This window comes from Bacillus cereus group sp. BcHK124, from assembly GCF_027712065.1.
In the GTDB taxonomy this organism is placed as follows: Bacteria; Bacillota; Bacilli; order Bacillales; family Bacillaceae_G; genus Bacillus_A; species Bacillus_A pacificus.
Genome location: NZ_JAQFPJ010000027.1, coordinates 1 through 20,466, shown reverse-complemented (window position 1 = coordinate 20,466; position 20,466 = coordinate 1). Strand labels below are relative to the sequence as shown.

The following is a 20,466-nucleotide window of genomic DNA, read 5'->3' as shown; positions in this document are numbered from 1 at the left end:
CAAATATTTCGGAAAAAGAAAACAGAAAAATGCTTTGGACATGCCAAAGCGACAACATTTTATTGCAGAAATTTTTCATATTCATAATACTCAGGATAAGATGCGAGCGTTTCTTGACACAATTCACAAATCGTTTTTATATATATATTTCCATTCTCATGAAAATGAATCATTTCTACTACTTCTTGCTCTGTTAGTTGAAATAAAACGTCGCTATATACTTTTTCTGCGGTAACGGAGCCTACATTACTCCCGCAATGTCTGCAATAATAATACCCTTCCATACTAGCCTCCTAAAAATCCAATTACTGCTAGTATGGGTAAAAATAAAATAAAATATTCCCAATCGTACCCTTAACTATTGAAAGTATTCATAATTTGAAGAAAAGGTTTATTTAACCATTCTTCACATGCATCTGCTGCTTTTTCAATAGAATGATTTACATCAGGAATCTCTTCTGATGTAAAACGTCCTAATACGTAATCTACTACCTTCATTCCATTTTTCGGACGATCGATTCCCATGCGGATACGTTGAAACTCTTGTGTTCCTAAATGTGAAATTGTTGATTTCACACCATTATGTCCACCCGCACTGCCTTTCATACGAAGGCGTAATTTACCTACAGGGATGTCTAAATCATCGTACAGAACAACGAAGTCCTCTACATCAATTTTATAGTAATCCATTAACGGACGAATACTTTCCCCAGATAAATTCATATATGTAAGTGGCTTTAATAAGATTACTTTTTCTCCATTAACAAATCCTGCACCAAATACTCCTTTAAACTTTTGTTCGTTCAAAGAAATATTCCAACGCTTTGCAAGTTCATCAATCGCCATAAATCCAATATTATGCCTTGTTAATTCATATTCTCTACCTGGGTTCCCAAGTCCTACTATCAATTTCATTCTTGTACCACTACTTTCTTTTTTCGATACGAAAAGACGTAACCAATCTTGGTTACGTCTCATTCTATCCAATTAATTGAATAATACACTTACAGATTCTTCTTCGTATACACGAATGATTGCTTCTCCGATTAGTGGAGCAACTGAAAGTTCATGTACTTTGTCGATTTTCTTCTCTTCTGGTAATACGATAGAGTTCGTTACAACTAACTCTTTAATATTTGAGTTTTGGATACGCTCAATTGCTGGACCAGATAATACTGGGTGTGTACAGCAAGCATATACTTCAGAAGCACCGTTCTCAACAAGAGCGTTTGCTGCTAATGTAATTGTACCAGCTGTATCAATGATGTCATCAATTAAAATTGCTGTTTTACCTTCAATATTACCGATAATGTTCATTACCTCAGATACGTTCGGACGAGGACGACGCTTATCAATAATAGCGATTGGTGCTTTTAGGCGATCTGCCATTTTTCTAGCACGAGTTACTCCACCGTGGTCAGGTGACACGATTACGATATCTTTAAGACCTTTTGTTTCAAAGTAATCTGAAAGAATCGGTACACCCATTAGGTGGTCGATTGGGATATCAAAGAACCCTTGAATTTGTGGAGCATGTAAATCTAGAGTGATTACACGAGTTGCACCTGCTGTTTCAAGCAAGTTTGCTACAAGTTTCGATGTAATTGGTTCACGAGAACGCGCTTTACGGTCTTGACGCGCATAACCATAGTAAGGAATAACAATATTAATTGTTTTTGCAGATGCACGCTTTAATGCATCGATCATAATAAGTAATTCCATGATATGTTCGTTTACTGGGAAGCTTGTAGATTGAATAATGAATACATCGCAACCACGGATACTTTCTTCAATGTTAATTTGAACTTCTCCATCACTAAAACGATCAACAGAACATTTTCCTAGTCCTACTCCAATGTGCTTTGCAATTTGCTCAGCAAGTTCCTTATTAGAGTTTAAAGAGAATACTTTCAAATTAGAATTTAGATATTGAGTCGACATCTAGATTAACCCTCCACATTATGATTTTTTCTTATTCAGCAATTGATCAACATAGTCTTCTTTGTTAACTTGACGTGCACGTGCTACAGACAATGCTTTTGATGGAACATTCTCTGTAATTGTAGAGCCTGCTGCCACATAAGCACCGTCTTCAACTGTTACAGGAGCAACAAGGTTTGAATTACATCCAATAAATACCCCGTTACCAATCACAGTTTTGAATTTATTCTTACCGTCATAGTTCACCGTAATTGAACCACAACCAAGATTCACGTCTTCTCCAACTTGTGCATCCCCGATATAACTTAAGTGTGAAGCTTTACTTCTATTACCAAAAACAGTTTTTTTGATTTCCACGAAGTTTCCAACGCGTACTTCATCTCCAATAACTGAATCTGGGCGAATATGTGCAAATGGGCCAACCGATACTTCTGTACCAAGCTTGCTATCATGTACAGTAGATTGACGAATTGTCGTACGATCTCCAATTTCACTATCGCGAATTACTGTATGCGGCCCAATCTCACAATCAGAACCAATTACAGTGTTCCCCTCAATAATTGTTCCTGGATGAAGAACTGTATCACTACCGATAATTGCATCAGCAGAAATATACGTGTTACTTGGATCAATAATAGTAACACCATTTACCATGTTCTTTCGGTTGATACGGTTTTTCATAATAATTTCCGCTTGCGATAGAGCGACTCTGTCGTTAACACCTAACGTTTCATCGAAGTGCTCTGTTTGATAAGCTGATACAATATGACCTTCATTTTTTAAAATTTCAATAACATCTGGCAGGTAATATTCACCTTGTACGTTATCATTTGAAACTTTAGAAAGTGAAGCGAATAAAGCTTTATTATCAAAACAATACGTACCTGTATTGATTTCTTTAATAGCTAATTCTTTCTCATTTGCATCCTTATGCTCAACAATCTTTTCAACGTGACCATTCTCATTACGAACGATACGACCATATCCAGCAGGTTCTTCTATGTAAGCTGTTAATACCGTTGCCATTGCCCCTGCTTCTTTATGTTGCTGAAGTAATGCTTCCATCGTTTCAGCAGTTATTAGCGGTGTATCACCACAAATAACTAAAGTTGTTCCTTCTTCGTTTGCAAGTACACTTGCAGCTTGATCTACAGCATGCGCTGTACCAAGTTGTTCTGCTTGTAATGCAAACTCACTTACGTTTCCTAGCTGTTCTTGTACCATTTCAGCACCATGTCCTACGACTGTTACAAGTTTCTGCAATCCTAATTGAGATACTTGATCGACAACATGTTGTACCATAGGTTTTCCACATACAGGATGAAGCACCTTGTATAGCTTAGACTTCATACGTGTGCCTTTACCTGCCGCTAGAATCACTGCAAATCTGTTTGACATATAGACCCTCCATCGCAACCTATTTATCCATTAACGATATTATCCTAAATCATCATATATTTCAAGAAACACATTTTAACTATTAAATTTTACCATAATTCTTATAAGATGTTTTACTCTTTAGTATCTTTTTTAAGAAATAAGCTATACTATTTAAAATGATTTTGAAAAAATTAGAAGTTCCCATCCTTCTTTTTATTAATTTAGAATTTTCCGAACAAATTATATGTATAAACACAAAAAAACAAACCCCTGTAAATGCTTACAGGAGTTTGTTGCAAAATTATAGGGCTTCTCTAAAAGGCCCTTTTCATTCGAATTTTACGAAGCACCCGCTTCTTCAAACTCAACCTCTTCTAACTCGCCTAAACGATGATACTCTGTTAAAACCGCATCTTGAATTTTAGAGCGTGTACCAGAATTAATTGGATGTGCAATATCACGGAATTCTCCATCTGGAGTACGTTTACTTGGCATTGCTACAAATAATCCATTATTACCATCAATTACACGAATATCATGAACAACAAATTCATGGTCTAGAGTAATAGAGGCAATTGCTCTCATGCGGCCTTCTGTGTTTACGCGGCGTAATCTTACGTCAGTCACTTCCATCTTGTGTTCACCACCCTTTTCTAAATAAGCGATATATTTGTATAAATTCCACAAAATTTCTATTTTCCCTTTAATTTTTTAAAAATTTTTAAGATAAAAATTTTTAATGTAATTGAATATAGAGATTAGTAGAGGTTATCGCTTACAAAGGATTACTTAACTAGGGCAATTACTTCGATTTCAACTGAAACATCTTTCGGTAATTTTGCTACTTGTACACAAGAACGAGCTGGCTTATGAGCAGAGAAATAAGATCCATATACTTCATTAACAGCATTAAAATCATCCATATCTTTTAAGAATACTGTTGTTTTTACTACCGTATCAAATGAAGCACCTGCTTCTTCTAATACTGCTTGTAAATTTTGAAATACTTGCTCTGTTTGTACTGTTACGTCTCCTGCTACAAGCTCTCCACTTGCAGTTAACGGAATTTGTCCTGAACTGTAAAACATATTATTTACAATAATCCCTTGTGAATATGGTCCAATTGCTTGTGGTGCATTTTTTGTTTGAACAACTTTCATACTTTTCACCCTTTTATTATTTATTTTTACTCTTTAAAAATAGTGCACGAAAAGCAGTTTGTCCATCTATTTTGTAACTTATAAATAGAATAAAAAAAGATAAAGCTATTTGCTTTACCTTTTTACTCAGCTTCTACAAGCCCTTCATCAAATGGTGCCAGTGAATAATTTCCCTTTTCCACTTGAATCGCTTTTTCTTTCACATCAACTTCCGATAGACGAATCAATGATACATAGTTATTAATTAGTCTTTCTTCAATATCCGTGGATTCTACTAATACACCAATACCAACAACATTAGCCTTAAACTCTTCTAACATACTCATCATACCTTGAATTGTCCCGCCAGCTTTCATGAAGTCATCAATAATTAAAACATTTGATCCTTCCGGAAGACTACGCTTTGCTAACGTCATTGTTTGAATTCGCTTAGAAGAACCTGATACATAGTTAATACTAACAGTGGGTCCTTCTGTTACCTTATTATCTTTTCTTGCAATCACTACCGGTACATCTAAGTAGTTCGCCACTGCATATGCAAGTGGAATCCCCTTCGTTGCCACCGTCATAACTGCATCAATTGGTTGCCTAGCAAAAACAGAAGCAAACAAACGACCTGCGCCATTAATATGACGAGGATTACTTAAAAGATCTGTCATATATAAGTAACCACCAGGCAAAATACGATCTGGATTTTCGAATAAGCTACAAAGCTCACCAATAATTAGATCTGCCTCTTCTTCACTTATATATGGTATATATTTCACTCCTCCTGCTGCTCCTGGTATCGTTTGCAATGTGCCGACCCCTTGTTGTTCAAACGTTTGCTTAATAATAACTAAATCTTCACTAATAGAAGACTTAGCTGATTGATACCTTTCAGCAAAAAAAGTGAGAGAAACTAGCTGACGAGGGTTTTGTAACAAGTAATAAGTCATATCGACTAATCTTGTACTTCGTCTAATTTTCATACTCTCACCTCAAATCACGAATATTCTAAACAAATCATAACGTATTATACGTCTTTATTCAAGCGTTTCTCGCTCTCCTAATAAACGTACTGCGTATACTTGTTCACAAAATCCTTTTAATCCGTTATATATACGATGCATTCGCGAATCATGGTGCACCAGACCGAATACAGTTGGACCACTACCACTCATTAATACAGCATCTGCCCCAAATCGCTTCATCTGTGCCTTAATACGTGCAACTTCAGGATGCATCGCAAACGTTACATCTTCTAAAACGTTACCGACAGTATCACAAATCCCTTTGTAGTCTCCAGCATTTATGACATCCACCATTTTATCTACATTTGGATGTGTAACTCGATTTAACTTTAAATTTCCATACACATCAGCAGTAGATACACCAATATGGGGTTTTGCTAAAATAACCCAACAAGAAGGTGGAGTTTTTATGTGCTCAATCTGCTCTCCTCTTCCAGTGGCAATTGCTGTCCCACCATATACGCAAAACGATACGTCTGACCCAATTTCTGCGCCAAGCTCTGCTAACTGATCAATTGTAAGCCCTAAATTCCATAATTTATTAAGACCACGTAATGTTGCTGCTGCATCACTACTTCCACCCGCTAATCCAGCTGCTACTGGAATCGTTTTTTCAATAGTAATAGATACACCTTTTTTTACATTAAACTTCTCTTTTAATAATTTCGCTGCTTGATAAGCCAGATTTCTTTGGTCGTCTGGGACATACCGATTATGGGATAAAATTTCAATACGGTCTTCTGCTAATTCCATTAGTTCTAAACGATCCGCTAAATCAATTGTTGTCATAATCATTTTCACTTCATGATATCCGTCTTGTCTTTTTCCCAGTACATCTAACGACAGATTAATCTTTGCTGGTGCTTTCACTAGTAGCTTCAATCTATTCACCCACTCTATGTACTCAATCTTTTATCGTTTATTTTACCATAAATTTATAGTAAGACGATGACACTTCCCTAATTATAACGAAAAGCATTCAGAATGAAACTACTTATGTAAAATGATGGCACCTTTTATAGTACAAAAAGCCGAGGAATCACTCCTCGGCTACCGTAGCATAGAAAGTATCTTACAACTACTGGTTTTGTTTCATTAATTGCTGTTCTGCAATTTCTATAGCACGTTTCACCATGTTACCAGCATCTTTCGCACGAATTCCGCCCCATCCTTCTTTCTGAACAACATCATAAAAGCCCAACTCTTTTGCAAGCTCTTCTTTAAATTGATTTGACATGACACCTCTTCGTCTACTCAATGCAGAGTCCCTCCTTATTTTGCTACGGTATCATTAGTATGCAAAATAATATAGCTTTTCATTTGTGGGAATATATGTAACGATACATGAATTATAAAATCACTTCATTATGAGGTTCACCATAAAATGTTAACTCTACTGTCTCTGTTAAAACATCCGCATAGCTATACGATACACGTTGTAACGCATCTTCTTGTTGATCCAGTTGTACAACAAAAACAGAACGGTACGTTTCTGCAAGTACACCTGATTGTTCTACAGTTTTTCTTCTCCCACTGTTCGCCTTTAACATCAGTCTCTGTCCAAGATGGTGATCTAATTCGCTTTTAATTTCATCTAAACGTTTTGACATATACTTCGTTACACCTCGCTGTAATTTAGATTGAACACTTAAAACACGATATATCTATCCCAATTATTAACCGCAACTCACAGACAATATCATTATAAAAGCATCATGCGTTCGAATAGATAGAAGAAATACTATATTGTAAAAGTATCATTATGTAGTCTGTGCGTTCTTGTCTCTTTTTATCCAAACTGATTTAAATCCTTTCCATACAAAAAAGCAAGATACATATGTACCTTGCTTATTCTTCATAATGTTGAAAAGGTAATCCAGTTCGTAAAATCCCCCTTGTTTCAATCCCGCCAAGTCCCTTTTCACCAGTAATCGTATTACGTACAACATCCCATACATTAACCCTTTCCATAAATGACGTAAAACTAATTTTACCAACCACATATACAGGGTCTAGTGCGTGAATATTAATTCTAGATGGGGAACTAGCAAAATTAGCGCCTGCTCGAATTAATGCTTCAAAGTGTGATTGACATGCCCCAGCAAAAATAACGAGTTGATCCAACGATGGATATTTTTTTCGCACTTCTCGAACAGCCTGTACAAAATGCCTTGAATGCCTATATGCTGCTAAATCTCCCTTTACTCCTTTTGATTTTGTATACGCATCGTGCCCTGTAATAACTAAAATGTCCGGACGAAAATGATCTATTAAATCTACTACCTTTTCATGCATCTCTGTTTCTTTACAATGAATACCTTGTACAGGAACACCAATTTTATTATATAAATCTAGGCACTTGCGCAAATATAACGGGTCTCCATCTATGTGCAAGACACGCCCTGGCATTTGAAAATAATTCACTTCACTTGTATATCCACCAGTTGAAGTGTGTTCATGCCTTTGTTTCATTAATACGTAATCTTGTTGAAACAAACGATACGTCCGCTCCATCGTTTCTTTCTCACGCTTCGCTCTCTTTTTATGTTCTCGTTGATCTATACTAATTAAATCTTCAAGTGGCGCATCTGCCACCAATCTAATTTCCTCTCCAAACAATATAGCTATCTCGCCTTTTATTTCTATAATACGAAAAAGAATATCCCTATTATGAGAGTATCGTTCCACTAATTCTCCAACATGTAAAGCCATTCTCCTACCTCCAAACTCATTAGGCCATCTTACCTGTTTTTAAAATATGAATGTAAGAGGGGAAAGGTGACAAAAGGGACAGTTCAAGTTGAACTGTCCCTTTTATATTCTTATGATAACTTATGAAGAACTAATGCATTACTTAATGTTGCAAACTCCTCGATAGATAGCGTCTCGCCTCTTCGTTTCGGATCAATTCCTACTTCTGTTAAAATTCGATCCAACAGCTCTTTATCTTTCGGGAAACCATTTAAATTATTTGATAAATTATTCATTAAAGTTTTACGACGCTGTGCAAAACTTGCTCGTACTACTTCAAAGAAGAATGTCTCATCTGTTACCTCTACCACTGGTTTCGGACGCTTTAGGAGGCGGATAATTGCAGAATCAACATTTGGTTGTGGTACAAACACCGTACGCGGTACAGTCATAACTGTTTCTACCTCTGTATAATACTGAATAGCAATGGATAAAGAACCATACTCTTTCGTTCCAGGTTTAGCCGCTAAACGATCCCCAACTTCTTTTTGCATCATAACAACGAATCCACGAACCGGTAATTTCTCTTCCAGCAATTTAAATAAAATTGGCGTCGTAATATAGTATGGTAAGTTAGCTACTACCATTACATCTTGCCCTTCTTCAAATTGCTCACTAAACACCTCATGTACATCTGCCTTTAGTACATCTTTATTGATAACAGTAACGTTGCCATATGGAGCTAACGTCTCATCTAAAATCGGTAATAACCTTTGATCAATTTCAAAAGCCACTACTTTTTTAGCACGCTTCGCTAATTGTTCTGTTAATGCACCGATACCTGGTCCAATTTCAATTGCACCACTTTCTGAACCAATTTCAGCGTGATCAACGATACGATTTAATACATTCGTATCAATTAAAAAATTTTGTCCTAAACTTTTTTTGAATGAAAATCCATACTTTTCAACAATGTCTTTCGTACGATTTGGCGTTGCGATATCCTTCATTTTCTTTCCTCCTGTATGACTTGCTTATACGCTTCTGCAAATGATTCTTTTGAAACTTGAAACATTTGTAAACGTTTATGTAACTGTTTTGCGTTTGTATAACCAATCTTTAATAGCTTACCCATTCTTTCTCTGCGACTCTTTGCCATTTCTCCGCCCACTAAACCTGCATCGACTAAATCGCTCCAACTGATTTCACTTGTGTAAGCTTCCATTTCTTCATGTATATTCTCTAAAGCACGGCGAATTGATTCATTAGAAGCATGTTCAATTCCGACACCTTTTTTCCTCTTAGCAAGTGCTTCTTCCTTCGGTAAAAACGCATGTTTACATCCAGGCACCTTATCAGAAATAATTTTTCGAATACGCTCTCCAGGATAATCCGGATCTGTGAAAATAATAACGCCTCGTTTTTGCAGCGCTAATTTAACTTGTTCAATAACATGATCACCGATTGCTGAACCGTTCGTTTCAATTGTATCCGCATCAACAGCACGCTTAATCGCAACTGTATCATCTTTACCTTCTACAACGATAATCTCTTTAATTTTCATGCTTGCCTCCACACTCGTTTCGTCTCTACTTAGTAAAACAAAAAAATGACGACTTTTCCATTATTATTTTCCCCATTGTTACATTTTAAAAAGTAGAATGTCCAAAACTTTGTTCTCTCTCCTTATTGTACCACTTACTCATTCGCCCTTATCTTCTCTGTCACGCCTGCTATTTTTTCACAAAAATAAAAAAGAATGGGTTCTCCCACTCTTTTATTCAACGCCAAATAAAGCTTTTGCATTTTTCGTTGTCATTTCTGCTACTTCCTCATAAGAAATTCCTTTTAAGTTCGCAATTTCTTCTGCTACGAGTTTTACATAACTTGGTTCATTTCGTTTCCCGCGAAATGGATGCGGTGTTAAATACGGACAATCCGTCTCTATTAATAATTTCTCTAATGGAATCTCCGTAGCAACTTCTTTCGGTTTCTTAGCGTTTTTAAATGTAACTGGTCCACCTAACGAAATTAAAAAGTTCATATCAACACATCGCTCCGCTACCTCTACGCTACCGCTAAAGCAATGCATAATGCCTCCTACTTCAGCTGCATTCTCTTCTTCTAGAATATCCACAATATCTTGAGTTGCATCGCGGTTATGTATAATAATCGGCAATTTTACTTTTTTCGCTAATGCAATTTGTTTACGGAATACTTCTTTCTGTATTTCTTTTGGAGACTTATCCCAGTGATAATCTAAGCCCATCTCTCCAAGTGCAACGACCTTAGGATGAGAAGCAAGTTCTTCTAACCAAGCTAAATGCTCTTCTGTCATGTCGATTGCATCAACAGGGTGCCATCCAACCGCAGCATAAATAAAATCATAGGCTTCAGCTAATTCAATCGCCTTTTTTATCGTTACTTCATCAAAACCAACAACAACTGTATAAGTAACACCCGCTTCTTTCATTCGGACAATCACTTCTTGCAAGTCTTCTTCAAATTGCTCTGCATTCAAATGTGAATGTGTATCAAACAACATAATACATAACTCCTTTTATATTGAAATCAAATTTATTCTACGCAAATAAGCTCTTTTATAACTTAACGATAACAATACTACAATCTTAATGCAAAAATTGAGGTGTAAAAAGAAAAAAGACGCTTCACACATGTTACACGTGAAACATCTCTTTTCTTGTCTTAATTACTTAATTTTTGTACCGTTTGGTAGATTTTGGTCGATTGATGCTAATGACAATACGCCATTCTCTTCACCTGCTAAAATCATACCTTGTGATAATTCACCACGTAATTTTACAGGTTTTAAGTTTGTTACACAAATAACTTTTTTACCTTTTAAATCTTCCGGCGAATAGAACTTTGCAATGCCAGAAACCACTTGACGTTTTTCTGTGCCTAAGTCTAGTTGAATTTTTAACAACTTGTCTGCTTTTTTCACAGGTTCCGCAGATAGAACTTCAGCTACGCGTAATTCTACTTTAAAGAAATCATCAATTGTAATTTCTTCTGCCTTCGGTTCTTCTTCTTTTTTCTCTTCTACTTTAGGAGCAGAGGCTTTCATTTGTTCTTTAATGTACGCTACCTCTACTTCCATTTCTAAACGAGGGAAAATCGGGTTTCCTTTTTCTACTTTTGTTCCAGCTGGAATGCATCCAATTGTAGACAGGCTTTCCCAAGATGTATGTGCTTCTTCAGTAAGGCCAAGCTGAGCAAACATCTTGCTTGGTGCTACTGTTAAGAATGGCATAAGCATAATACCTGTTTGACGAAGTACTTCTGCTAAGTGAGCCATTACAGAGGCTAACTTTTCACGATCATTCTCATCTTTCGCTAATACCCACGGTTGTGTTTCGTCAATATATTTATTCGTACGGCTAATCAATTGCCAAATTGAGCTTAGAGCTACAGAGAATTCCATATTCTCCATTGCTTCTTCTACTTTTTTCAATGTATCCTGTGCAAACGTTACTAACGTTCCATCAAATTCCGTTACATTTGCTTTAAATGCAGGGATTTCTCCGTTAAAGTATTTATCAATCATAGCTACTGTACGATTTAATAAGTTACCTAAGTCATTTGCTAAATCGAAATTAATACGCTCCACAAATCCTTCTGGTGTGAATACGCCATCAGATCCGAACGGAACTTCACGAAGTAAGTAATAACGTAATGCATCTAATCCGTAACGATCGATTAATGTAACTGGATCTACTACGTTTCCTTTTGACTTACTCATCTTTCCATCCTTCATTAGAATCCAACCGTGAGCAAAGACTTTTTTCGGAAGAGGTAAATCTAATGCCATTAAAATGATTGGCCAATAAATCGTATGGAAACGAACGATTTCTTTTCCAACTAAATGCACATCTGCTGGCCAGAACTTCTTATACATCTCTTCATTTTCTGTTCCATAACCTAATGCTGTAATGTAGTTAGATAATGCGTCAACCCATACGTAAATAACGTGTTTCGGATTACCTGGAACACGAACTCCCCAGTCAAATGAAGTACGAGAAACTGCTAAATCTTCTAAGCCTGGTTTAATAAAGTTATTAATCATTTCATTCTTACGAGACTCTGGCTGAATGAAATGTGGATTCTCTTCATAGAACTTTAATAGTCTGTCAACATATTTACCCATTCTAAAGAAATATGATTCTTCACGAACAAGTTCTACATCATGACCACTGTCTGGACTTTTTCCCCCAACTACTTTGTCATCTTCCATAATTGGATCTACTAATTGATGCTCTGTATAGAATGTCTCATCTTGTACAGAATACCAACCTTCATATTCATCAAGATAAATATCACCTTGATCTACTAGTTGCTTGAAGATTTTTTCGACAACATCTTTATGACGATCTTCCGTTGTACGAATAAAATCATCATAGGAGATATCCATCTTCTCCCAAAGTTCTTTAATTCCTGCAACGATGTTATCCACATATGCTTGTGGTGTAACATTTAATTCTTCTGCTTTCTTTTGGATCTTCTGTCCATGCTCATCAGTTCCTGTTAAATAATGAACATTATATCCTTGCATACGCTTATATCGTGCCATAGCATCCCCTGCTACTGTTGTATAAGCATGTCCAATGTGTAATTTTCCACTTGGATAATAAATTGGGGTAGTAATATAAAAGGATTTGTTTTCCTTTGTCATTGTTTTGGACCTCCCGGATAACCTCATATGTATTTATAAATAGTATATCAAAAACTTATATATAAAGTGAAACTTTAATCTGTGAGGATCTTGTTCATTCCCACGGATTATCAACCCACACCAATCGGACTTTTACGAGCAATCCGACTTCCACTTAACTTCTTTGACCCAGCCGAATTTAAAATTTAGAATCTTACTACTCGTTAATGCAGGATAAAAACAACTTCATATTTTTATATTTATCATCTATTACTCATATTTCAAGAAAATATACAGTCATTACCTATAATTTCTGAACTTTTCTGAAAATAAAGTGAAATAATAGTAGAAATTACTCAAATTCTATTATATATAAGAAGTAAGAAATCTATAAATCTTTTTAAAAAATATAGAATTAAAGAATTGACGGAAATGTAAATGATTGGTATCATATGTCCATAGGGTATTTTGTCGAAAAATGACGAATCTAAAAATAGACTCGAAACTTATAAACTATTTCTTTAGGAGGAAAAGAATTATGAAATCTACTGGTATCGTTCGTAAAGTTGATGAATTAGGTCGTGTAGTAATTCCGATTGAATTACGCCGTACTTTAGGTATTGCAGAAAAGGATGCTCTTGAAATCTATGTTGATGACGAGAAAATCATCTTAAAAAAATATAAGCCAAACATGACTTGCCAAGTAACTGGTGAAGTATCTGATGGTAACCTATCTTTAGCTGAAGGTAAAATTATCTTAAGCAAAGAAGGCGCTGAGCAAATCTTAAACGAGCTTCAAGATTATATCGAAACAGCAAAATAAGCTTCTCAATTATGAGAAGCTTATTTTTTATCGACATGATAGATTTGATATACATCGCGTTTCGACAAATCTCGATCTTTAGCAACTGTTTTTATCGCCTCTTTTGAATTCATACCTTTTTCGTTTATATAATGTTCAATATGGTCATATACCGAAATAGTTTCCCACCATTGTTCCTCTGGAACAGGTTCTTCCGTTGAACCAGCTACTAAAATACAAAACTCACCACGAACTTCATTTTGTTTCGTCCACTCAATTGCTTCTTCAACTGTTCCACGAATAAATTCCTCGAATTTTTTTGTTAACTCTCGGCACAATACAATTTCTCTATTTCCCAATACTTCTTGCATCGAGATTAAAGTATCATCCAAACGGTGAGGTGCTTCATAAAACATCATTGTAGTTTGTATATAACGAAGCTTCTCTAACTCCATTTTTCTTTCTTTTTTATTTCTTTGTAAAAATCCATAGAAATAAAACTGTTTTGTTTCAAGGCCTGATGCAATTAATGCTGTAAGGGCTGCATTTGCCCCAGGAAGCGGGATAACATGATACTGTTCCGCTACAGCCTCTACAACAATATCGTAACCTGGATCGGAAATACACGGCATACCAGCATCACTAACAAGTGCTACTGTCTTTCCTTCGTCTAACTTATCTAATATTTTCTTCCCACTTACTTCCTTATTATGCTCATGGTAACTCATAACAGGCGTTTCAATTTCGAAGTAATTACAAAGTTTTTTCGTTTGTCTCGTATCTTCAGCAGCAATTAAATCCGCTTCTTTTAAAATTCGGATTGCACGAAATGTCATATCTTCTAAATTCCCAATAGGGGTTGGTACTAAATATAAAACGCCCTTTTCATTTTGTTGAAAACTTTTTTGTTGCCACATAAGGTTCTCCTTTTTGCATATATTCTTCTTTTTGTTTTCTATTTAATTGCTTAAAATAGTACTCTGCTTGCATAGCTGTACGCTTATCTTCATGAAACTCTACGTATTTTAAAGCAACAGGAAGTCTAGCACGCGTATACTTAGCCCCTTTTCCGCTATTATGGGTCTCAATCCGCTTCTCTATATGATTTGTATATCCAGCATAGTAACTTCCATCAGAGCACTCCACTACATAAAAACAATGCTTATTCTTCTCCATATAAAATAGAACGAATCTCCTTTGTATATTCATTATTTTCTCCATATACAAAAAGAGGTGGCAATATTTTTAAATCTGCGTTTCCGTCCTTAATTCCTTCAATTAACAATGTATTCGCTTCTTTTCCTGCCTTAGGATAAACAAATCGTACACGCTTCGGTTCAATTTTATACTTACGCATTAATGTAACAATGTCTAGTAAACGACCTGGACGATGTACAAATGCTACTTTCCCGCCTTGCTTTACTAGCTGACTACTTGCAGATACAACATCCTCTAGTGTACACATAATTTCATGACGAGCTATTGCTAAATGTTCATTCATATTTTTTTCAGAAGTTGCAGGTGTTTGGAAATAAGGCGGATTACATGTGACAACATCATATTGATGACGTCCAAGTTTCTCCGGCATATCTTTCAAATCCCCGTGTATTAAGTGAATTCTTTCTTCCAACTTATTGTATTGAACACTTCTTATTCCCATATCATATAAGCGTTCTTGAATTTCTACACCAGTAATATTCCCTTTCGTCCTTGTACTTAATAGAAGGGGCACAACGGCATTACCTGTACACAAATCAAGTAAATTACCTTTTTGAATTGGCACCCAAGCAAAGTCTGCAAGTAAAACAGCATCTAACGAGAAATTAAATACTGATGGGCTTTGTATAATCTTCAAATCTTGTGCTAATAAGTAATCTAAACGTTCATCTTCATATAAATTCATATGTTGCTCCTTTTCTTACACTTAACCTACCCTATTTCATCTTCTACTAATAAAAAACATATTCGATTCTACTCTCATGTATAAAAAATTACCTTTCCAATTATTATTGGAAAGGTAATTTCACTTTTTATTTAAAAATGACAGGCAGAATAAACAATCTCCCTCTTTACGTACACTTCCATAATGCAGATTACAAATATGAAAACCTTCTTGATATAGTCTTGCTAAATTATCGTAGCCTTCACCAATATCTGTCTTCGGCTTCACTTCTTTACGTTTTTGAGTTTTTTGTTTTTCTTTAATCTGCACTTCTTCAAAGCGGTGTCGCAAATTTTCATTTTCCATTTTTATATGTTGGTTTTCTTCCAGTAACTCTGCAAGATGTTGTTTTAATTCTCCCAACTGTTTGTATAAATGTCCAATTTGCTCTTCCATACTAGAAACCGATGCAAAAATATCTTTTTTCTCCACAAGCACCCACCTCATTAATCTGTGGTTTGACTCGAAACGACCCCTTTATTCACTAACTCATCTAACGTATATTCTACTATCCGTTCCTTGTCTACTAGTTCCACTTGAATTAATCTTTCTAAAATATTTAATCCGATAACACGGCCAGTACCATGCGGGGTTTGTATACGTTGATCTAAATCAGGAAGTTGTTCCTTTGCTGCCTCATATTCATCGTTCTCATATTTTAAGCAACACATTAAGCGACCACATAAACCAGAGATTTTTGCAGGATTTAATGATAAATTTTGATCCTTTGCCATCTTAATGGATACAGGTTCAAAATCCCCTAAAAAAGTAGAACAACAAAGCATACGACCACATGGACCAATACCACCAAGCATTTTCGCTTCATCACGAACACCAATTTGTCTTAGTTCAATTCTTGTCCTAAAAATTGCTGCTAAGTCCTTCACTAGTTCGCGAAAATCAATCCGACCATCCGCAGTAAAGTAGAAAATAATTTTATTGCGATCGAACGTATACTCTACATCTACAAGTTTCATATCAAGATTATGTTCTACTACCTTTTGCTGACAAACTTGATATGCTTCTTTTGCAGCATGTTTGTTCTCTTCAACAATGGTACGATCGTTTTCATTTGCAATGCGAATAACCTTTTTTAGCGGTAATACAACGTCGTTTTCATCAACTTGCTTTTTGGTAATAACTACTTTTCCGTATTCAATACCTCTTACCGTTTCTACAATTACAAACTCATTTTCAGAGATATCGAACTGATTCGGATCAAAGTAATACACCTTTCCGGCCTTCTTAAAGCGAACACCTACTACATCATACAAAACGGTCATCCCTCCTGCAACCGCAACACTAACTGTTCGAACACAAGCTGCGCATTTACATTAGCGTTGATTCTATTTTTTGCCTCTAATATATTAAAGAGAGCTGATACAATGCGCTTCTGAGCGTAGGAGAAAGATTCAAACATCTCTTTCTGCTCATGAAAAACAAGACGATCTTCTTCTCCAAGTTGAACATATAATAAATCCTTATAAATAAGGAGTAACATATCTAAACCTTGCTGTAATTGTTCTTTCTCTCCAAAGTGTTTTCCCCATTTTTCTTGTACAAAAAAAATAGAGGCTTTATCTTTTTCGAGCGCTTCACATAATTTTATCACTAAAGCTCGTGCTTGTGCAAACCATTCATCACTACATAAAGCTAAAGCTTCATCAAAACTATTTGTGAGTTGTGCAGCAAGTGTCGATAAAGATGTCGTAACACCTTCATCCTGTAATCTTCTAATTAAAGATTCCGTAGGTAACGGTCTAAATGTAACAACTTGACAACGAGATAAAATCGTATTTAAAATTTGATGACTTTGTTCAGTAAGTAAAATAGCTGTTGTATCACTACTTGGTTCTTCTAAAAATTTCAACAGTGTATTCGCCGCATTTGCTGTCATACGGTCTGCGTGCTCAATAACATATACTTTTTTATTTGCTTCTAATCCTGTTTTTGAAAACTCTTCTTGTAAATCATGAATTTGCTGCTTCTTAATAGATAATCCGTCTGGTTTTACAATATGTAAGTTTGGGTGGTTACCTGAATCAATTCGCTTACAATTTGTACATACATGACAAGGCTCTACCCCATTCCGCTGAGAACAGAGGAAACTCTTTGCCATTTGAATTGCTGTCGCAAACTTTCCTGTCCCTTTCCCTCCCTCTAACAAGTAAGCGTGGGATATACGCTCTTTTGCGATGCTATTCATCAACATTTTTACACCGATGGGTTGTATAGCAGAAAGCTGCTCCCACGTCTTCGTCATAATGCATACCTCACTTATTTCATTCTTTCCTTCTATTATAACAATTTATCTTCTATAACTTGAATAACTTCTTCTATAAGTTTTTCCATTGGTTGATCAGCATTTACTAATACAATACGATCCGAGAAACGTTCTACAACTTGTAAATACCCTTCACGCACACGTTTATGGAAAGTGATATCTTCCATATCTAACCGATTCACTTCACGTCCTGCATCTTTTGCAATTCGAGCTAAACCAACCTCGGGTTCAATGTCTAGGTAAATTGTTAAACTAGGCATGCAGTCTTCTGTTGCGAAACGATTGATTTCAAATACTTTATCCATACCTAACCCTCTTGCATAGCCTTGATACGCTAAAGAGCTATCTATAAAACGATCACATAATACAAGGTAATCCTCATTAAGTGCCGGCATAACTTTTTCCACTAAATGTTGTCTACGTGCAGCGGCATATAGAAGTGCCTCTGTACGTGCTTCCATCATCGTATATTCTTGCTTATGTAAAATCGTTCTAATATCCTCAGAAATTGCAATACCACCTGGTTCTCTCGTCGCCATTACCTTTTGTTCCTTTTGTTCAAAGTATGGCAATAAACCTTGAATTAACGTTGTTTTACCCGAACCTTCTGGCCCCTCAATTGTTACAAATAATCCCTTCATCCTAAAACCTACTTTCTATATCATACACTTTCATATATTTCGTGCTACCTTGAAAACGGGCGCCTGCTCTCTCTAAATGCATAATTTGCTCTTTATGTTCTGAAGTAATTCTTTCCCCATACATAATCAATGGAATACCAGGTGGATATGGAATTACCATTTCCGCCGCTATCATCCCAACTGCTTCTTCTACAGATACTACTTTTGTTTCATATCCTTCCAGTTGTTTATATGTATACGGTAAAGGAGAAATTTCTCCTTTATAAGTATAACGAATAGATTCTGTCTTGTCTTTCACCTCATAAGATTGCAATGCCGCCCGGATCATCTCTATAGCCTTCATATACTTCTTATTTACTTGCAAAGGCAAAATAAATAAGACATTATATGGATCTGCCATTTCGGTATATATACCAACCTTTTCTAATACAGATTGTAATTCGTATCCTGATAACTGACAACGTGTCTGTACGGTAACTTTTAGCTCGTCTTGTAATGGATATTGTAAAATAGCTATTTGTGGGATAGAAGACAATTCTTCTTTAAATTCCCGTAAAAACTCGACAATTTCATCATGTCCCTTTTCTTTTATACGCGCTATCGTAAAGCGTGCAATATCAAGAGAAGCCATAATTGGATACGATGGACTACTAGATTGTAGCATACTTAAATAAGTAGAAACTTTTTCTTCTTTCACTAAGCGGCTATTTATATGTAAATAGGATCCCATCGTCATCGCAGGTAATGTTTTATGTGCGGAATGAACTACAATATCTGCACCATATGCTAAAGCTGACTTTGGAAATGCCCCGCCTAAACAAAAATGAGCTCCATGCGCTTCATCTACTAACACAGGAATTTTATGTGCATGTGCATAAGCAATGCTTGCCTCTAAATCCATCCCCATACCATAATAATTAGGATGTGTTAAAATAAGTGCTTTCGCATTTGGATATTTTTCAATTGCTTCCTTAATAATCTCATCATGAATTCCCACGGGTACGTTATAAGCTTCATCAATCCATGGATCTAAAAAAATTGGATTTGCTCCTGCTAATTTTAAACCATTAATAATTGATTTATGACAATTTCTTTGTACAAGAACAATATCATGTTCCCTACAGCAAGACAAAATCATTGCTAAGTTCCCGACTGTTGAACCATTAATTAAAAAATAACTTTTTTCCACTTCATATACATCAGCTAATAATTGTTGTGCCTCATCTATACATTCAAACGGACTATGTAAATCATCTAACCCTGATAACTCAGTTACATCGATAGATAGTATATCTTTAAACTCCTCTACTGCCCCTTGAGGGAAGTTTAAACCATTTTTATGACCTGGAACATGAAAAGATAACGGCCTTCTTTCTTTAAACTCTATTAATGCTTCATATAAAGGTATGCGATTTTGATTCATCTATATCTCTTCCTTATTATTTCATTCTTTATCTATTATACAGAACAAAAAAAATAATAGGCATATGCCTATTTAAAAATATGATACTTCTAATTTCCGAAGCTGTTTTAAATAATATATATACTTCGGATCATTTGTTTCTGTATTCACCATGTCCTTTTCACATTCATAACATATTAAATTATTATAAACATATATCCCTTCTTTTCTTTCTGTCTCACAAACAATACAAACTTCGTTTTGTGATTTCATATCTTTCCCTCCCTATTTAATTTAAATGGACATATTTTATACTTCTATTCCTTAACAATTTACAGAAAAATATACATCGATTTCTTATATAATATGATTCATCCTTGGGCAACGTGTTTGTATTACCATTACTTCTTTTTGCATACTGTTTGAAAACACAAAAAAACACAAGTCAAAAGACTTGTGTTTTTAGTTGCTTGGCGACGTCCTACTCTCACAGGGACAAGGTCCCAACTACCATCGGCGCTAGAGAGCTTAACTTCCG

25 protein-coding genes are annotated in these 20,466 nt (G+C 35.6%); 1 reads left to right on the top strand and 24 read right to left on the bottom strand.

Going from position 1 to position 20,466, the window contains the following annotated elements:
• Positions 1–59: 59 nt before the first annotated feature.
• From PDK19_RS24535 to metG, 15 genes are all read right to left on the bottom strand, one after another.
• Positions 60–284, bottom strand: a complete 225-nt coding sequence (locus PDK19_RS24535) for an anti-sigma-F factor Fin (RefSeq protein WP_000399440.1) — start codon at positions 282–284, stop codon at positions 60–62.
• 70 nt (positions 285–354) lie between these two features.
• Positions 355–915: an aminoacyl-tRNA hydrolase gene (gene pth, locus PDK19_RS24530; protein ID WP_001979768.1), complete on the bottom strand. Its 561-nt coding sequence runs from the start codon at positions 913–915 to the stop codon at positions 355–357.
• A gap of 72 nt (positions 916–987) precedes the next feature.
• A complete protein-coding gene (locus PDK19_RS24525) occupies positions 988–1,941 on the bottom strand; it encodes a ribose-phosphate diphosphokinase (RefSeq protein ID WP_000107420.1) in 954 nt (317 codons plus the stop codon).
• 18 nt (positions 1,942–1,959) lie between these two features.
• Positions 1,960–3,339 (bottom strand): bifunctional UDP-N-acetylglucosamine diphosphorylase/glucosamine-1-phosphate N-acetyltransferase GlmU, encoded by a 1,380-nt coding sequence (gene glmU, locus PDK19_RS24520; protein WP_000071036.1) that lies wholly within the window; start codon positions 3,337–3,339, stop codon positions 1,960–1,962.
• A 321-nt stretch (positions 3,340–3,660) separates the two neighbouring features.
• Positions 3,661–3,954 (bottom strand): septation regulator SpoVG, encoded by a 294-nt coding sequence (spoVG, locus tag PDK19_RS24515; RefSeq protein WP_000454041.1) that lies wholly within the window; start codon positions 3,952–3,954, stop codon positions 3,661–3,663.
• Positions 3,955–4,106: 152 nt separating this feature from the next.
• Positions 4,107–4,481 (bottom strand): RidA family protein, encoded by a 375-nt coding sequence (locus tag PDK19_RS24510; protein ID WP_000869804.1) that lies wholly within the window; start codon positions 4,479–4,481, stop codon positions 4,107–4,109.
• Positions 4,482–4,603: 122 nt separating this feature from the next.
• Positions 4,604–5,452 carry a pur operon repressor gene (gene purR / locus PDK19_RS24505; protein WP_000702474.1) on the bottom strand — a complete coding sequence of 283 codons (849 nt, stop codon included), beginning with the start codon at positions 5,450–5,452 and terminating at the stop codon, positions 4,604–4,606.
• Between the two features lie 54 nt (positions 5,453–5,506).
• On the bottom strand, positions 5,507–6,376 hold the full coding sequence (ispE, locus tag PDK19_RS24500; RefSeq protein WP_000772094.1) for a 4-(cytidine 5'-diphospho)-2-C-methyl-D-erythritol kinase: 870 nt from the start codon (positions 6,374–6,376) through the stop codon (positions 5,507–5,509).
• A 196-nt stretch (positions 6,377–6,572) separates the two neighbouring features.
• Complete coding sequence (gene sspF / locus PDK19_RS24495; protein ID WP_001985066.1) at positions 6,573–6,752, bottom strand: acid-soluble spore protein SspF; 180 nt, start codon at positions 6,750–6,752, stop codon at positions 6,573–6,575.
• 91 nt (positions 6,753–6,843) lie between these two features.
• On the bottom strand, positions 6,844–7,104 hold the full coding sequence (veg, locus tag PDK19_RS24490) for a biofilm formation stimulator Veg (protein WP_000044349.1): 261 nt from the start codon (positions 7,102–7,104) through the stop codon (positions 6,844–6,846).
• Positions 7,105–7,342: 238 nt separating this feature from the next.
• Complete coding sequence (gene yabG, locus PDK19_RS24485; RefSeq protein ID WP_001173738.1) at positions 7,343–8,206, bottom strand: sporulation peptidase YabG; 864 nt, start codon at positions 8,204–8,206, stop codon at positions 7,343–7,345.
• A 110-nt stretch (positions 8,207–8,316) separates the two neighbouring features.
• Positions 8,317–9,195, bottom strand: a complete 879-nt coding sequence (gene rsmA, locus PDK19_RS24480) for a 16S rRNA (adenine(1518)-N(6)/adenine(1519)-N(6))-dimethyltransferase RsmA (protein ID WP_000651552.1) — start codon at positions 9,193–9,195, stop codon at positions 8,317–8,319.
• Positions 9,192–9,749, bottom strand: a complete 558-nt coding sequence (gene rnmV, locus PDK19_RS24475; RefSeq protein ID WP_000692830.1) for a ribonuclease M5 — start codon at positions 9,747–9,749, stop codon at positions 9,192–9,194. The genes rsmA and rnmV overlap by 4 nt, the downstream gene beginning before the upstream one ends.
• A 213-nt stretch (positions 9,750–9,962) precedes the next feature.
• On the bottom strand, positions 9,963–10,730 hold the full coding sequence (locus tag PDK19_RS24470; protein WP_000895848.1) for a TatD family hydrolase: 768 nt from the start codon (positions 10,728–10,730) through the stop codon (positions 9,963–9,965).
• A 165-nt stretch (positions 10,731–10,895) separates the two neighbouring features.
• Positions 10,896–12,878: a methionine--tRNA ligase gene (metG, locus tag PDK19_RS24465; protein ID WP_074568360.1), complete on the bottom strand. Its 1,983-nt coding sequence runs from the start codon at positions 12,876–12,878 to the stop codon at positions 10,896–10,898.
• Between the two features lie 517 nt (positions 12,879–13,395).
• Between metG and PDK19_RS24460 the strand changes: the two genes are divergently transcribed.
• On the top strand, positions 13,396–13,680 hold the full coding sequence (locus tag PDK19_RS24460; protein WP_000843036.1) for an AbrB/MazE/SpoVT family DNA-binding domain-containing protein: 285 nt from the start codon (positions 13,396–13,398) through the stop codon (positions 13,678–13,680).
• A gap of 20 nt (positions 13,681–13,700) precedes the next feature.
• On the opposite strand, the gene rsmI is transcribed toward PDK19_RS24460, so the two are convergent.
• The 9 genes from rsmI to PDK19_RS24415 form a co-directional block, all read right to left on the bottom strand.
• Positions 13,701–14,576 (bottom strand): 16S rRNA (cytidine(1402)-2'-O)-methyltransferase, encoded by an 876-nt coding sequence (gene rsmI / locus PDK19_RS24455; RefSeq protein ID WP_270708158.1) that lies wholly within the window; start codon positions 14,574–14,576, stop codon positions 13,701–13,703.
• Positions 14,545–14,835 (bottom strand): GIY-YIG nuclease family protein, encoded by a 291-nt coding sequence (locus PDK19_RS24450; protein WP_000414339.1) that lies wholly within the window; start codon positions 14,833–14,835, stop codon positions 14,545–14,547. The genes rsmI and PDK19_RS24450 overlap by 32 nt, the downstream gene beginning before the upstream one ends.
• Positions 14,822–15,562 carry a tRNA1(Val) (adenine(37)-N6)-methyltransferase gene (locus PDK19_RS24445; RefSeq protein WP_014893383.1) on the bottom strand — a complete coding sequence of 247 codons (741 nt, stop codon included), beginning with the start codon at positions 15,560–15,562 and terminating at the stop codon, positions 14,822–14,824. Before PDK19_RS24445 ends, PDK19_RS24450 begins: the two co-directional genes overlap by 14 nt.
• 120 nt (positions 15,563–15,682) lie before the next feature.
• The gene (gene yabA, locus PDK19_RS24440) at positions 15,683–16,033 is read right to left on the bottom strand and encodes a DNA replication initiation control protein YabA (RefSeq protein ID WP_000412056.1); all 351 of its coding nucleotides are present in this window, start codon (positions 16,031–16,033) and stop codon (positions 15,683–15,685) included.
• A gap of 14 nt (positions 16,034–16,047) precedes the next feature.
• Positions 16,048–16,875, bottom strand: coding sequence for a PSP1 domain-containing protein (locus tag PDK19_RS24435; RefSeq protein ID WP_000272429.1), 828 nt, complete (start codon positions 16,873–16,875; stop codon positions 16,048–16,050).
• Positions 16,876–16,880: 5 nt separating this feature from the next.
• On the bottom strand, positions 16,881–17,864 hold the full coding sequence (gene holB / locus PDK19_RS24430; RefSeq protein WP_000169574.1) for a DNA polymerase III subunit delta': 984 nt from the start codon (positions 17,862–17,864) through the stop codon (positions 16,881–16,883).
• Between the two features lie 35 nt (positions 17,865–17,899).
• Positions 17,900–18,526: a dTMP kinase gene (tmk, locus tag PDK19_RS24425; protein ID WP_000677230.1), complete on the bottom strand. Its 627-nt coding sequence runs from the start codon at positions 18,524–18,526 to the stop codon at positions 17,900–17,902.
• Between the two features lies 1 nt (position 18,527).
• Positions 18,528–19,949 (bottom strand): aminotransferase class I/II-fold pyridoxal phosphate-dependent enzyme, encoded by a 1,422-nt coding sequence (locus PDK19_RS24420; RefSeq protein ID WP_049113091.1) that lies wholly within the window; start codon positions 19,947–19,949, stop codon positions 18,528–18,530.
• A gap of 72 nt (positions 19,950–20,021) precedes the next feature.
• Complete coding sequence (locus tag PDK19_RS24415) at positions 20,022–20,201, bottom strand: sigma factor G inhibitor Gin (RefSeq protein ID WP_000842028.1); 180 nt, start codon at positions 20,199–20,201, stop codon at positions 20,022–20,024.
• Positions 20,202–20,466: the final 265 nt, after the last annotated feature.